11 protein-coding genes and 2 pseudogenes are annotated in these 14,324 nt (G+C 64.3%); 3 read left to right on the forward strand and 10 right to left on the reverse strand.

What is annotated here, in order from left to right:
* From ABZW74_RS05835 to ABZW74_RS05865, 7 genes and pseudogenes are all read right to left on the reverse strand, one after another.
* Positions 1–1,035 (reverse strand): annotated as a pseudogene (locus tag ABZW74_RS05835) (HNH endonuclease); the annotation flags it as partial.
* Between the two features lie 108 nt (positions 1,036–1,143).
* Positions 1,144–2,283, reverse strand: coding sequence for a hypothetical protein (locus ABZW74_RS05840; protein WP_355274812.1), 1,140 nt, complete (start codon positions 2,281–2,283; stop codon positions 1,144–1,146).
* Entirely contained in the window at positions 2,280–3,785 is a 1,506-nt protein-coding gene (locus tag ABZW74_RS05845) for a class I SAM-dependent DNA methyltransferase (RefSeq protein WP_355274815.1), read from the reverse strand. Before ABZW74_RS05845 ends, ABZW74_RS05840 begins: the two co-directional genes overlap by 4 nt.
* Positions 3,782–4,645 (reverse strand): annotated as a pseudogene (locus ABZW74_RS05850) (nucleotidyl transferase AbiEii/AbiGii toxin family protein). Before ABZW74_RS05850 ends, ABZW74_RS05845 begins: the two are co-directional and overlap by 4 nt.
* Positions 4,642–5,241: a type IV toxin-antitoxin system AbiEi family antitoxin domain-containing protein gene (locus ABZW74_RS05855; RefSeq protein WP_355274818.1), complete on the reverse strand. Its 600-nt coding sequence runs from the start codon at positions 5,239–5,241 to the stop codon at positions 4,642–4,644. The pseudogene ABZW74_RS05850 and the gene ABZW74_RS05855 overlap by 4 nt, the downstream one beginning before the upstream one ends.
* A 59-nt stretch (positions 5,242–5,300) precedes the next feature.
* Positions 5,301–7,715: an EcoAI/FtnUII family type I restriction enzme subunit R gene (gene hsdR / locus ABZW74_RS05860; protein WP_355274821.1), complete on the reverse strand. Its 2,415-nt coding sequence runs from the start codon at positions 7,713–7,715 to the stop codon at positions 5,301–5,303.
* Between the two features lie 52 nt (positions 7,716–7,767).
* Positions 7,768–8,424 (reverse strand): GNAT family N-acetyltransferase, encoded by a 657-nt coding sequence (locus tag ABZW74_RS05865; protein WP_240861189.1) that lies wholly within the window; start codon positions 8,422–8,424, stop codon positions 7,768–7,770.
* Positions 8,425–8,605: 181 nt separating this feature from the next.
* On the opposite strand from ABZW74_RS05865, the gene fadD8 reads away from it, so the two are divergent.
* Both fadD8 and ABZW74_RS05875 read left to right on the forward strand, forming a co-directional pair.
* On the forward strand, positions 8,606–10,243 hold the full coding sequence (fadD8, locus tag ABZW74_RS05870) for a fatty-acid--CoA ligase FadD8 (protein ID WP_355274825.1): 1,638 nt from the start codon (positions 8,606–8,608) through the stop codon (positions 10,241–10,243).
* A gap of 43 nt (positions 10,244–10,286) precedes the next feature.
* The gene (locus tag ABZW74_RS05875) at positions 10,287–10,583 is read left to right on the forward strand and encodes a hypothetical protein (RefSeq protein WP_355274926.1); all 297 of its coding nucleotides are present in this window, start codon (positions 10,287–10,289) and stop codon (positions 10,581–10,583) included.
* A gap of 17 nt (positions 10,584–10,600) precedes the next feature.
* Here ABZW74_RS05875 and ABZW74_RS05880 read toward each other — a convergent pair whose 3' ends face one another.
* Positions 10,601–11,854, reverse strand: a complete 1,254-nt coding sequence (locus ABZW74_RS05880; RefSeq protein WP_240861193.1) for a cytochrome P450 — start codon at positions 11,852–11,854, stop codon at positions 10,601–10,603.
* Positions 11,855–11,997: 143 nt separating this feature from the next.
* Here ABZW74_RS05880 and ABZW74_RS05885 point away from each other — a divergent pair, with 143 nt between their 5' ends.
* Entirely contained in the window at positions 11,998–12,612 is a 615-nt protein-coding gene (locus ABZW74_RS05885) for a TetR/AcrR family transcriptional regulator (protein ID WP_240861195.1), read from the forward strand.
* 6 nt (positions 12,613–12,618) lie between these two features.
* Here the strand turns inward: ABZW74_RS05885 and ABZW74_RS05890 are convergent, their stop codons facing one another.
* Both ABZW74_RS05890 and ABZW74_RS05895 read right to left on the reverse strand, forming a co-directional pair.
* Complete coding sequence (locus ABZW74_RS05890) at positions 12,619–13,128, reverse strand: nitroreductase family deazaflavin-dependent oxidoreductase (RefSeq protein ID WP_240861197.1); 510 nt, start codon at positions 13,126–13,128, stop codon at positions 12,619–12,621.
* A gap of 2 nt (positions 13,129–13,130) precedes the next feature.
* Positions 13,131–14,294 carry a steroid 3-ketoacyl-CoA thiolase gene (locus ABZW74_RS05895; RefSeq protein ID WP_355274832.1) on the reverse strand — a complete coding sequence of 388 codons (1,164 nt, stop codon included), beginning with the start codon at positions 14,292–14,294 and terminating at the stop codon, positions 13,131–13,133.
* Positions 14,295–14,324: the final 30 nt, after the last annotated feature.

The raw sequence follows: 14,324 nt of genomic DNA on the forward strand, positions 1-14,324 counted from the left end.
CATGCCGGTCCAGGTGGCATCTTCGGCGAGTGCACGCGCGTGGGCGGGGTCGATGACCCCGTACCCGGGCACGAACGGCACCATCTCCCCGGTCAGACCCGCCAAAGTGGGGGCGTCGGTGACCACCACCACCGCCGACCGGGTGGGTACGAGTGCGGTCGACGGCTTAGCGGGCGCAGCGTCCGGTTTCGGCGCGACCTCGGCGTCGACATCTGCGTCTGCGTCGTCAGCCGGGTCCGGGTCGGGTTCGGGGTCCGGCTTCTGGTTCGCGCGGGCACCGCAGGTGTCTGACCCGCACTGGCACTCCAACTCGGTACGGCCGCGAGTGATGGCGACCAGCGCATCCGCGCGTTGCTGACCGGGCAGGCGCGGATCGTCGGCGCACAGGTAGTGGTGGATCAGCCCGGTGATCCGGGATTGCAGATAGCGGGCGTCACCCAATCCCAACGTCGCTGAGATGGCGACTTGCCCGTACGGGGCCTTGGCGAAGCGCACGTCTTGGTAGCGCTCGGCGAACTCTTCCCGCACCTCGGCCGCCGCCACGGGGTCCAGCGCGATCACCAGTTCGTCGAGTTTGTCCGACAGCACCGCATTCGTCGACGCATCGGCGGCCAACATGAGGGCGGCCTCCTCGGCAGCCGTACGCTGCTCGGCATCCACGCCGCACACCGCGTGCGCCACCAGCGATGCCCGCGATTCGGACAGGTCCCCGGCGAGGAACGCGGCCCGTACTTGTGGGAGGTCTTGGAGCAGCCCGCCCAGAGTCATCCACCGTCCGGCGGTGGCCGGTGGGACGGCGAAATGCAGGGAGACTTCGCGCAGGGCGGCTTTGTCGGGCATGCGTTTGCGGTAGCGGTCGGAGTCGGCGGACTGGACGCGGTCGAACACTTTGCGGCCCAGATGGTAGGCGGCCAGGACTTTGCGGGCCATCACCTCGAACTCGATACGCGTGAACGCCGAAGCTGCTGTGGCCAGGTCGGTTTCACCCGCGTCGGCCAGTGTGGCCTCGCTGGTGTCCCGCCCCGGTTCGAACATGTGTCCACTATCGCAGAGGGGTACGACAAGAATGGATCCGTGACTTGGTGGTCTGGCTCGCGAACGGTGTGCAGCATCGAATCCATCCACAGGACTTCCTGGGGCCGATCACAGCATTGCGTTGAACACCTCATTGCGAGCGGCGGGGATTAGGGCGTTGGACAAGGACTCTCGTCGAATGGAGAGCGTCATTGCGGAACGAGCTCGGTCGAGGAGCGAGACCATACTTCGTTGAGTCTCGGGACTCGGCAACGGAACACGTATCGCCTCGAAGTTGGTGATCGACAATGTTCGATTGCGGCCGGCGGAACCGGGCGATGCTCGTCTTAGCAGGCCTAATCCCGTCTCCGACACGAGGTAGTAGGAAAGGTACCCAGTGAAGACTTGCGTGACATCTCGAGGTTCCCAGGTCATGAATCTGTGTGATCCAATGAGCCCTCGGTGGGTTGGCTGCGCTACGGCTACTGCGCCCTCCCAGCCGAATACGTTGCTGACCACCAGATCACCGGGCCGCACGTGAAAGACCCGTTTCGAACCAATACTTGCTCCAGACACAGGCGCTTTCACAAAGATGCCCTTGCCAAACGATCGAAGTCCGATCTCTTCATACTCCTCGTCGTCGGTGACGGCGACTTGGTCACGGCGCAATCGAACGATCTCGCCGAGGCGCCGTGTATCCGCGCCGATAGACACCTGGTCTACCAGTCGGTCGACCAGGTGGCGATAGAAAGTCTCAGTAGAGACGCTCGTCGACCTCGCCTGGGCTGTAGTCGCCTCCACTGCGTCGAGGTGATCGGCAATGCGCTGCTGCTCACGCTGGTCGGGAACTGGCACACGCAGGGCCAAGAGTCGGTCGGGCGACAACCTACGCCGGCGCGCGTTGGTTCCGGTGGCAGCTCCGCCGAAGCGTTCGCGGAATCCTTCCCATGACACAAGATGGTGCACGTATCGGGGTGCTGCGTCGTGCACGCGGAACGTCACAAACTCCGGCGATACGAAACGGCCACTGAGAGATTCGGGGACAATGGCGAATGCGCCTTCCCAGGCCATGAGCTTCGGGTAGACGAGCATGTTCTCCGTCACGCATCGAAACCGTGGATACTGCGTCGCGGCGCCGTGCAAATCGGCGGCGGCGAATGCGCCTCGACCAAAGCTGCGGACGCCCATCATCGGGTAGGTAGCGTCGGGTGACACGGTAACGAAGTCGTCGACGGGCTCGAGAACCTCGCGCAGGGGGCGGAGGGTCACGCGGAGAACTCCTTGATCTCCCGTTGCAATTGCTCGAGTACACCGAGCAATTCACGTTCGGTGTCGATTAGTTCGGCCACCAGCTCGGAGGGAGACCGGTGTGTCAGATCGTCCGGCCGATGCGGATTGCGGAGGTCGAGGTTGTACTTGCCGTCGACGATGTCGGTGAGCGGCACCTTCCAGGCCCGCTCATTCTCCACGCGACCCTCGCGATCGCTTCCACCCCACCACTTCTCACAGTCCGCGAACTCTTCGAACTGCAGTGGTTTGGTCTTGGTGTAGTTCTTGCGTCCCTCGGGTATCGGGTGCTCGTAGAACCAGACATGATCCTGTTGCTTGCCGTGCTCGAAGAACAACACGTTGCTCGGAATGATCGTGTACGGCGCGAAGACACCATTGGGCAGGCGAAGCACGGTGTGCAGATTGAACTTGCTCATCAGGTCGGCTTTGATCCGTGCCCCGACGCCTTGATCGAAGAGGACCGAGTTGGGAACAACGATGCCGCAGCGGCCTTTTCGCTTCTCTAGTCGCGCCTTGACCGCTTGTAGGCACAGCCACACCGTCTCCGCGGTCCTCTGATTGGCGGGGAAGTGGGATTGGATACCTTTCTCTTCCTCACCGCCGAACGGAGGGTTGGTCAGAATGACATCGACGCCATCGCGGCGCATGTCGGCGATGGGGTGCATCAACGAATTGGTCTGGACTGTGCGTGCACCGTCCATCTCGTGCAGCAGAAAGTTCATCTGCGCCAACAGATATGGCATCGACTTCTTTTCGAACCCTCTGATCGACGCCTGCACCTTTTCACGCTGGCGTGCGGTCCTCGCGTTCACGATCATGTGCTCGAATGCCTCGACGAGGAAGCCGCCGGTACCCATCGCCGGATCCATGACCTCTTCGCCAACCTGCGGATTGACCATGTCGGTGATGAATCGGACGAGCGGGCGTGGGGTGTAGAACTCGCCGGAATCGCCTGCGGCATCACGCATTTCCTTGAGCATCGATTCGTACAGGTGCGCCATGGTGTGGAGGTCGTCGGCGTTCGCGAAGTCGACCTCGTCGATCTGGTCGACGAGCTCGCGCAGCAGATGGCCGCTGAGCATCCTGTTGTCGATGTTGGCGAAGATGGACGCAAGCGTGTCACGGGTATCGCCGGCCGACTGTGACCCGCGTGTCTCGCGCAGATGGGGTAACAGATCGCCGTTGACGAATTCCAAGAGTGGGTCACCGGTGAGATCGCCGTTCGCCCACGCCGACCAGCGATATGTACCCGTGATCGCCGGCTTGTAGGAGCGGTCGAGTGCTCGACGTTCGTTCTCGACCTCGTCGAAGGCGCGCAGGAACAGCAACCACGCGAGTTGAGGGAGGCGATCCAGTTCACCATTGAGTCCGGCGTCCTTGCGCATGATGTTGCGGGACTCTTTGATGATGGACTGGAGCCGAGCACGGGTGGTTTGCGGTGCTGCCGCCCTCGTCCTGGTTGATGGCGCCTTGCTGCTCATTCGGTGTCTCCTTCGAAAATCGCTGACAGGTAGACCGTCCGTACCTGTGCGAAGCCGTAGCTGATGTCAGTGACGTGGCAGTGCACGTCTGTCATGTGGGTTGTGAACGGCCGCGCCCAATCATGTGGTGGCTGATCGAGATCCGCCGGTGGAGCAGAATCGTCGCGGCTGCGGTACACGACTGCCAGTCGATCGCGGAGCCTGGTGAGGTCTACCAGGAGCCCGGCCTCGACGAGTAGAACGAGGTCGACGAGGTCTTTCACACGGGATGACGGGCGGTCGTGGGCGTAGATCCGCGCGAGTGCATGGAACTTTTCGGCGGCGTGCTGGTAGACGTCGACAGCAGTGACCGACACCGCCTCGATTCCGGGGATCGGTACGGGTGGTGGAACACTCAGTTACTCCGTCGAACCAGCTACCTCATCGATCTGCCCTACCAGATCGACTTTCACGTGTTCGAAAGGTTCGCGGTCGAGATACGCGGTGATCGGAATACGCCACGCGCGTGCATCTTCGGTCTCGTCGCGGAGATGACGCGGGCGGCCGACATCGAATGTGAAGCCGTCGTCGTCGGTATCGACGTCGAGTGCTTCGTCGAGTGTGTCCTGCAGATCCAGGGGGTCATCGGTGATGGCCATGCGTCCAACCAGGTCCATGTCCTTGGTGGCGCGGGCGGTTTCGGGGAGTCGGACCTCCAAGCAGAATCCGCCCTTGAGGACAACACCCCGGATCGCAAGTCGAGCCAGGATTCGCTGGAACACGAGCCCACGTCGAATTCGATTGGCGTCGATGCCGCGCTCCTGTGCGGCAATTCGGATTCGATCGTTGACCGAACGTTGGCGGTTGCTGCGAGTGCTCATCGATCGATCCCGGCAGACAGTGCGCGCTCGAGTCGGAGTGCTGTGCGGTCGTCGCTGTCTGATGCACGACGGACCAGTCGTCGTCTGGTTATCAGCCCGCGATCGAGCGCGTCGGCCACCGCGTCCGTGACGATCTCCTGCGAGGTGTCGCTGCCGGCCACGTCGGCGAGTGTGCGGCCCACTGTTGTCAGCGACCACGATCCTCGGTGCTCGATGTCTGAGTCCGGCAATTCCTGAGCATGATGAATGATCACCGCGTCATCGGTCGCGCGAAATCCGTATGGGACGGTCAGATGCACGCGTGCAGGATTGGAGTCGGACAAGCCGTGGAGCGCGAGTGCCGAGTCATGGGAGATCACCGCCCGGTTGCCGCTCCACAGGACCCACCGCATGTACGTGTCCTCGGGTGCGGCGGGCCACCCGGGAAGCCGAAACAAACCCCTGTCGATTCGTAGCCAATTGCCGTGGTCGGCGTGATACTTCTGTGCCTGGTAGCTGTACCCGATCTCGCGCGCCTGTGCGGCGGTGAAGTATCCGTGCTGGGAGAACGCGACGGACTGCAGTTCGCGTCTGAGGTCCTGACTTGGCCCGGGCACGGGGAGAGCGTAGCACGTAGAACTCAATCATTACTTTAGTTTGACGTGAAGCATCCCCGTCAAGATACAAATTTGTCATAGATCCACGTTTGGACCTCGTCGATCAGGGATGCCAGGTCTTGCTCGTCCCCCAGGGCTCGCGCGATATCGGCGGGTCGTCCGATGTCGGAGATGGGGGGAACCTTCGAAACTTGCGGGGAGGTGATCTCGTCAACGCCGAACTCCGCATAGCTGTCGAGTGGCGCGTTCAGTACGGCTCGTGCGATGTCCGAGCGCGCGTCGAGGTCGCGGTGATGTGCCTCGCGCGCCCGGCGGGCGCGTTCGGCGAGGGTGCGGGTCGGGCGGTTCCACGCGATGCGTACCAATACGTCGAGTGGGTCGAGATCGGCGAAGCCGTCCGGGGCGATCTCGTCGAGCTTCACGCCGAGGTCGTCGAGTGTGGCGAGTACCTCCGCGCGCGAGATGGCCGTCGTCCACCGCTGCGCCAGTTCGTCTGGACTCGAGGCTATTTGGCGTATCTGAGTGGCGATGTACTCGCCGTAGTCGGTCAAGACCAAGTTGCCGGTTGACCGATCGGGGACGAGGACTGCCTCGGCGACCACGCGGAAATTCCCGACATCCACAACGAATCTGGTGCGTGGTTCGGCGTCCGAGTGGTCTCCGGTGGCATCCCCCTCGGGGTTGTGCGCGGTGAAATCCGGTTCAGTCTGTGCCACCGCCGGTTCGCCTGCTGGCTCTGTGTCGATGTCGTCGTCGGCTGGCTCCGATGGTGCAGTGCCGTTGTCGATGATCGTGCGGGTGGGAAAACCATCGAAATCTGGGTCGTCGAAATGATCTGTTGCGCAGACGAAGTCGATGATCTCGAAGGATGTCTTGCCGCGGTCGGGATACAGCCGAGTCCCGCGGCCGACGATCTGTTTGAACTCCACAGCTGACCCGACGGGACGAAAGATGACGACATACTTCAAGTCGGGGATGTCGACGCCGGTGGACAGCAGCCGGGATGTCGTGGCGACCAGGGGTGACGGTGGATCTCGTTCGGGATCAGCGAAATTGTCGAGGAGGCGCGCCTTCTCGGTCTCCGCGCCGACGATCCGTACCACCCACTCGCTGTCGTCGGCGCTGCGCTGCGGGTTGGCATTCAACATCGCTCGACGCATGTCATCCGCGTGCGTCTGGTCGACGCAGAAGATGATCATCTTGCCATCGGGGTCACGCTCAAGAATGCGCGAGAGATATTGCGCGGCAAGGTCGGTGCGCGCCAGCAATCGAACGACTCGTTCGAAATCGCGCGTGGAGTATTGGCCTTCAGGGATTTCGCGACCGTAGCGATCCAGCTGGCCCGGATCCGGCTCCCATCCGTCTGTGTCGGGGCTGAGTCGGACCAGCCGAACGCGGTACGGTGCGAGGAATCCGTCCTCGATACCTTGTCGGAGTGAGTAACTGAATACCGGATCACCGAAGTACGCGTAGGTGTCGACGGTGTCATCCTGCTTCGGCGTGGCAGTCAGGCCGACCTGAACTGCGTCGGAGAAGTGATCGAGAATCCTTCGCCACGAGGAGTTTTCGGAAGCGCTGCCACGGTGGCACTCGTCGACGATCACAACGTCGAAGAAGTCCGGGCGGTACCGGCGAAATAGCTCGTCGGAATCGCCGCGACCGCCTGATAGTGCTTGGTATGTGGCGAAGTAGATCTCGCGCGAGCGATCGTACCTACCGCCGACGCGGCACAGCGGATCGCTTCCGAAGGCGGCGGTGAAATCCTTGCGTTTCGGATCCTCGACGAGAATGTCACGATCGGCGAGATACAGCACCCGGTAGTTGCTCCGGCGATCGGTCTTTCGTGCATGAGTGCGCAACTTGTGGACGAGTTGCATGGCGGTGAACGTCTTACCAGTACCGGTGGCCATCAACAGCAAGACCCGTCGATCACCCCGAGCGATGGCGCGCAGGACGCGGTGGATTGCCACCACCTGATACCAACGTGGCGTGACGACGTCACCAGAAGCGGTTCGCTTGCCGCGATTGAACTCGGAGAAAATGAGTGCGCATCCATCTGCGTCAAGTCTATGTAGCTGCGCGTAACGGTCCGCAGCTTCTGGCGGTGTCACGAACGAGCTCACGTGTCGTTCTCTGCCCGAACGCATATCGCGTTCGATGATCGAGTCGCCGTTCGTCGCGTAGGCGAGTGGAACGTCGAGCTGCTGCGCATAGCGAACCGCTTGTTGTAGGCCGTCCGCCGCGTTCCGGTACTCGCGCTTGGCTTCAACGACAGCGACCGGGACGCCGGGTATCACCTCGAGTACGTAGTCGACCCGTCCGTCGCCAAGGTCTCGAGTTGCGCCGGCTGCGGTCAGGATTCGCTTGGCGGTGACGGGAAATTCCGGCCGGATCTGGTCGTCAGACCAGCCGGCCGCTATGAGTGCGGGCAGCACGTAGTCGCGACAGGTATCCCGCTCCAGCGGACCACGCACCACAGAGATGAACTCTACTCACACGGGTTGGTGGCGTATGGATGCATTGAGCTCACGCTCCCGGTGCGCGCACCACCATCGGGACGCCGGGGAAGTAGGCGGCCATCTCCGAGCGCGACTTGCGCAGGGCCGCGGTTCCGTAGCCGTGCTTGCGGTGCTCGGGGTGGATCCAGATGCGGACGTCGACCTCGCCGTCGGTGAGTTCACCGAAGACGAACCCGACCTTGTCGGCGCCCTCGACCGCGACGAGCCAGACGGCTTCCTCGTTGTCGACGCGGCCGGTGGCCTTGCTGATCTCGTCGTCAAGGTTGCCCGCAGGTGCGCCCGAACCGTCGCCCGCGACACCGAGTTCGTCGGTGCGCACCGCGAACAGGTCGGCGTCGCCGTCGGCGGAGAACGGTCGGAGGTCGAGGGTGTCGCCGCTGCTGGCGGGACGCTCGGCCAGCGTGAAGGTCAGTGCGTTGTTGAGATCGGAGAGTTCGGCCTGATTCTTGCGACGCTGATCCTTGGTCAGGCCGTCGAGCTTCATGTCGAGGATCGCCTGCGCACCCAACTGCGACTTGCCCAGCAGGCTCGCGATCGCGTCGACGGCCTCGTCGTGGTTCTCGGCGTCGACGATCGCGTCGAGAACCTCGTGCCGACGCTCGAGCGCGGTGAGCAGGGCGTCGGTGATGTCGCGGCGGGCGGTGGCCAGGTCAAGATCAGTCATGACAGTGATCCTAGGCCACAGCCGGTGCGCACGCCCGACTGCGTCACAACCTCTGCAACGCACACCGTGTGGCTGAATTGAAACAGGTTCTACTTTCATTGAATTTCGCATATGTGCATGTGAAACCGGATATCGAGCGGATGTGCTTCCCACAAGTTGCAACACGTCCTAGTGTGGACCCATGACCGACGTTCAGCAGACCTCCGACTTCGACCACCTCCGCGGCGGCACCCACATGGGCGACCTGATGGTCGCTGCGCTTCGCCGCCACGCCGACCGCAAGGTACTCGTCCTCGGCGACACCGAGATGACCGGCGGCGAGATGGCCGCCGCGGTCAGCCGCTACATCCAGGCGTTCGAGGCGCTCGGCGCGGGCACCGGCACCGCCGTCGGTCTCCTCGCCCTCAACCGGCCGGAGGTGCTGTTCGTCATCGGGGCCGGCCAGACGCAGGGCTGGCGACGAACCGCGCTGCATCCGCTCGGCTCGCTCGACGACCACGCCTACGTCCTCTCCGACGCCGGCGTCACCACTCTGGTCATCGACCCGGTGCCGACGTTCGTGGAGCGGGCCGTCGCCTTGCTCGAGCGCGTCGACGGCCTCAAGCAGATCCTGACCCTGGGTCCGGTGCCCGAGGCGCTCGCCGGCCAGTGCCGCGACGTGATCGCCGAGGCCGACACCTATCAGCCCAAGCCGCTGGTGTCCGCGCCGCTGCCGCCCGAACATGTCGTGTCGATCACCTACACCGGCGGAACCACCGGAAAACCCAAGGGCGTCATCGGAACTGCCCGCGCGATGGCCACCATGACGCAGATCCAACTGGCCGAATGGGAATGGCCCGAACACCCCCGATTCCTGCTGTGCACCCCGCTCTCACACGCGGGCGCAGCCTTCTTCATCCCCACCCTGATGAAGGGCGGGTCGATGGTGGTGCTGTCGAAGTTCGATCCCGCCGAGGTGCTGCGCACCATCGAAGAACAGAAGATCACCGCGACGATGCTGGTGCCGTCGATGCTGTACGCGCTGATGGATCATCCCGACTCGCGCACGCGGGATCTGTCGTCGCTGGAGACCGTGTATTATGGTGCGTCGCCGATCAATCCGGTCCGGTTGGCCGAGGCGATCGAGCGGTTCGGGCCGATCTTCGCCCAGTACTACGGGCAGTCCGAGGCGCCCATGGTGATCAGCTATCTGCCCAAGGACGCCCATCCCCGCAAGGGCCAGGATCAGCGCCGGCTCAGCAGTTGCGGTCGTCCGTCGGCCTTCCTGCGCACGGCCCTTCTGGGGCCCGACGACAAGCCGGTCGCGCAGGGTGAACCCGGCGAGATCTGCGTCGCGGGACCGCTGTTGGCCGGCGGATATCTCGGTCTGCCCGAACAGACCGCCGACACCTTCCGCGACGGCTGGCTGCGCACCGGCGACGTCGCTCGCGAAGACACGGACGGCTACTGGTACATCGTCGACCGCACCAAGGACATGATCGTCACCGGTGGCTTCAACGTGTTCCCGCGTGAGGTGGAAGACGTTGTCGCCGAACATCCTTCGGTGGGTCAGGTGGGAGTGATCGGGGTGCCCGACGAGAAGTGGGGCGAGGCCGTCACAGCGGTCGTCGTGCTGCGGGCCGACGCGGAGTCCGACGACGCGGCCAAGGCTCGCGTCACCGAGCAGATCCAGGCCGCGGTCAAGGAACGCAAGGGCGCGGTGCAGTCACCCAAGCAGGTCATCTTCGCCGACGCACTGCCGCTGACCGCACTGGGCAAGCCCGACAAGAAGGCGCTGCGCGCCCAGTACTGGGCCGGTAACGACCGCGGCGTCGGATGAGTTGAGTTCATGCCCACTATCGAACTAGAGTTCGATAGTGGGCATGAAGGCGATCGGTGGTGACAACGGCCAGCGGCACGGCCAGGTCTACTACCCGGTGGGCCACCGGGCCGTCCTCATCGACCTGGCCGCTCTGTTCCCGACGCCACCGCACTTCGTGGGGCGCTACCAGCCCGACGGCCTGCAGATCCGCGCCGTGCAGACCGCCGTTCTCACCGCTTGGATGCGGGATGAGTGGGGCTACTTCTTCGGCCGGGTCTCCTACACCGTCAAGGCCAAGGGGCGCGAGGAGAGGGTGACGCACTGGGTGCCGGCGTGGGCGCTGAAGCCGGCGGCCTGAGTCCCCTCCCGCCGGCCTCAGGCGACCGGGCAGCCGTAGCGGACGTCGAGTTCCTTGACGCCGTTGAGCCACCCCGAGCGCACGCGACGCATGTCGCCGATGCGCGAGATGTCGGGCAGTGTGTCGGCAATCGCGTCGAAGATCAGCCGCAACTCGAGGCGGGCGAGGTTGGCGCCGATGCAGAAGTGTGCGCCGTTTCCACCGAAAGCCAGGTGCGGGTTGGGATCTCGGGAGATGTTGAAGGTGAACGGATCGTCGAAGACGTCCTCGTCGTAGTTGGCGGAGCTGTAGAACAGGCCGACCCGTTGGCCTTCGGCGATCTCCACGCCACCGACTGTGGTGTCGGACAGGGCGGTTCGCTGGAAGGCGTGCACCGGGGTGGCCCACCGGAGGATCTCGTCGACGGTGGTCGCGGGCCGTTCGCGTTTGAACAGTTCCCATTGGTCGGGGTGATCGAAGAAGGCGTTCATCCCGTGGGTGGTGGCGTTGCGAGTGGTCTCGTTGCCCGCGGTGATGAGCAGGATGACGAAGAAGCCGAACTCCAACTCGTTCAAGGCTTCACCGTCGATGTCGGCCTGCACGAGGGTCGTGACGATGTCGTCGGTCGGGTTCTTGCGACGTTCTTCGGCCATGTTGTAGGCGTAGCCGAGCAACTCGGCGTTCGCGGTGGCCGGGTCGATGGACTGATCCGGATCGTCGCTGTTGATGATCGCGTCGACGAGCAGGTGAATCCGCGCGCGGTCGGGTTCGGGGACGCCGATCAAGTCCAGGATCGCCTGCAGGGGCAGGTGGATCGCGACGTCGTCGACGAAGTTGCCGTCGGCCTTCGCGGCGGCGTCGGTCACGATGCGCGCCGCCGACTCCTTCAGTCGTTCATGAAGGGCGCCAACTGCTTTGGGGGTGAAGATCCGCGACACGATCTTGCGCAGCCGAGTGTGCTCGGGCGGATCGTGATTGATCAGGAGCGCTTTGGTGAACTCGATCTGGTCCGAGGTGACGTACTCCGGTAGCCGGATGATCGCGCCGTTGGCGTTGGTCGACCACACCTGGCTGTTCTTCGAGATCTCGCGCACGTGAGCGTGTTTGGAGATGACCCAGTACCCACCGTCGTGGAAACCGCCGCCGGTTCCGGGCAACTGCTCGTTCCACCACACGGGTTCGGTGCGGCGCAGTTGGGCGAACTCGGCGATGGGCATCCCGTGCTCGATCAGGTCGGGGTCGGTGAAGTCGAATCCCTTGCGGAACGGACACACCTCGGTCGGTGCGGTCATATGGCTTCCTTCGAGGTCGGAACGCGCGCGTCGTCGTGCTGTGCGCGTTGTCACACCACCATACACCAAGCCTCAATGCGTATGGTCGATCGGACCGCGATGTCTACCGGAGAGTAGGTGTCGTGGTGACGTAGGGTCGTCTGGTGCGTACGCATGGATGGGGCGGCCGTGTTCCCGTCAACGACGAGGAGGCGGTGGCGCGGATCCTGGCCGCCACCCGCCTGACAATCGACCGGCGTGGGGCCGCGACGAGTCTGGCCGACGTTGCCCGTGAACTCGGTGTCACACGTCAGACCGTGTACCGCTACTTCGGCGGGACCGACGAACTTCTCGCGGCCACGGCGGTCGACGCCGTCGAGGGACTGCTCGAACGCATGACGGCCCGCCTGCGCGGGATCTCCGAGCCCGACACCGCGATCGTCGAGGGCATCGCCGGGGTGCTCGAGGAACTCGTCACCGACAACTATGTCGGCCTGCTCCTACGGGCCGACAGGTTGAGCATCCCCGTCGTGGGTGAGTTCACCTCCGACCTCGCTCGTCAGTTCGCGGGTTCGGTGGTGGGGCGGTTCGACGTCGACTGGGCGAGCGCGGGCTATGGCGCGGACGAGCTGGACATCATCACCGAGATCGTGCTGCGCACGCTGCAGTCGATGGTTCTCGATCCGGGAGCTCCGCCCCGATCCGGTCCGGAGTTGCGGACGTTCCTGGATTCCTGGGCGGGCGCCGCGGTCCGGGAGCTGTCCCGCAACCGGCGCTGAGAGCGGTCAGCGCGGTTCGCAGATCACCACCGGGATGATGCGTTTGGTGGGTGCCTGATCGGTCCACGCGGCGTACGTGTCGTAGTCGGCATAGACATTCACCAGTTCGGGCCACAACTCGGCACGTTCGGTGTCGGAGGCGACGCGGGCGCGCAGGTCGAACGTCTTCTTGCCCACTTGAATCGAAACATCGGGATTGTCACGCAGATTCAGATACCACGCCGGGTGGGTGGCGCTGCCGCCCTGCGAGGCGACAACCACGAACGCGTCGCCGCGTCGTAGGTAGATCAGCGGTGCGGTGCGCGGCTTGCCACTCTTGCGGCCGATGGTCGTCAGCAGGCAGACCGGTGCCGGTTTGTGCAGTCCGGCGCCCACCCGCCACGTGCCGCCGAGCCGTCCGCCGGTCGCCTTGTACATCGCCGTGTTGGCCCGCGAGCCCAGCTTGATCAGACGTGAGACAAACGGCGAGTCAAGCTGTTTGGGCCGGCTGTCGGGGTCGAAGGCCGACTTCGCCATGCTCAGATCCGCTCGAGGATGGTGCCGGTTGCCAGTGCGCCGCCCGCGCACATGGTGACCAGGGCGGTCTGCGAGTCGCTGCGTTCGAGCTCGTGCAGGGCCGTGGTGATGAGGCGAGATCCGGTGCTGCCCACCGGATGTCCGAGTGCGATGGCACCGCCGTTGACGTTGACCTTGTCCATGTCGGCGCCGTGGACGCGCGCCCAGCTGAGCACCACGGATGCGAACGCCTCGTTGATCTCGACGATGTCGATGTCGGACAACGACATTCCCGACTTCGCCAGTACCCGCTCGGTGGCCTGCACCGGGCCGTCGAGGTGATAATGCGGTTCGGCGCCGACCAGTGCCTGGGCCTTGATCCGGGCGCGCGGAGTGAGTCCCAGGGCCCGTGCCTTGGCCTCGTCCATGATGAGGACTGCGGCCGCGCCGTCGGAGATCTGCGACGACGTCCCGGCCGTGTGGATGCCGCCTTCGATCACCGGCTTCAGCGCCGCAAGGGATTCCGGCGTCGTGTCGCGGAGTCCCTGGTCGCGGTTGACGTCGATGATGTTGCCGGTGAGTTCGCCCTCGCGGGTGCGTTCGGGCGCCTTGAAGGTGAGCACTTCGCGGTCGAATCGTCCTTCGTCCCATGCGCGACGCGCGCGCTGCTGGCTCCGAACGCCGAGTTCGTCGACGTCGGCGCGGGTGATGCCGCGGCGCTGCGCGATCCGCTCGGCGGCGGTGAACTGGTCGGGCATGTCGACCTGCCAGGATTCGGCGTGATACGGCCCGGCCTGGGTTCCGACGTTGGCGCCGAGTGCGGCCTGCGACATCATCTCGATCCCGCAGGCAATGCCGACATCGATCGCGTCTGTCGCGATGAGTCCGGCGATCAGGTGATTGGCCTGCTGCGCCGATCCGCACTGGCAGTCGATGGTGGTGGCGCCCGTCGTGTCGGGAAGCCCGGCCGAGAGCCACCCCTTGCGGGTCACGTTCCCGGCCTGCGCGCCCGCCTGGGTCACACATCCGCCGATGACCTGTTCGACCAGTGCGGGGTCGATGCCGGCCTTCTCGATGAGCCCGCGTTGCGCGATTCCCAACAGCTCTTCGGCGTGTAGGCCGGACAACCAGCCCGCACGTTTGCCGATCGGCGTCCTGGCAGCTTCGACGATCACCGGTACACCCATGCCCAACACCCCTTTGGCTTATTCCACGTG

This window comes from Gordonia sp. NPDC003585 (genome assembly GCF_040610755.1).
Lineage (GTDB): Bacteria > Actinomycetota > Actinomycetes > Mycobacteriales > Mycobacteriaceae > Gordonia.

Coding starts and splice junctions, on each gene's coding strand:
- ABZW74_RS05845 (WP_355274815.1), bottom strand. CDS start 3,785: ATGAGCAGCAAGGCGCCATCAACCAGGACGAGGGCGGCAGCACCGCAA.
- ABZW74_RS05865 (WP_240861189.1), bottom strand. CDS start 8,424: ATGACTGATCTTGACCTGGCCACCGCCCGCCGCGACATCACCGACGCC.
- fadD8 (WP_355274825.1), top strand. CDS start 8,606: ATGACCGACGTTCAGCAGACCTCCGACTTCGACCACCTCCGCGGCGGC.
- ABZW74_RS05875 (WP_355274926.1), top strand. CDS start 10,287: ATGAAGGCGATCGGTGGTGACAACGGCCAGCGGCACGGCCAGGTCTAC.
- ABZW74_RS05880 (WP_240861193.1), bottom strand. CDS start 11,854: ATGACCGCACCGACCGAGGTGTGTCCGTTCCGCAAGGGATTCGACTTC.
- ABZW74_RS05890 (WP_240861197.1), bottom strand. CDS start 13,128: ATGGCGAAGTCGGCCTTCGACCCCGACAGCCGGCCCAAACAGCTTGAC.
- ABZW74_RS05895 (WP_355274832.1), bottom strand. CDS start 14,294: ATGGGTGTACCGGTGATCGTCGAAGCTGCCAGGACGCCGATCGGCAAA.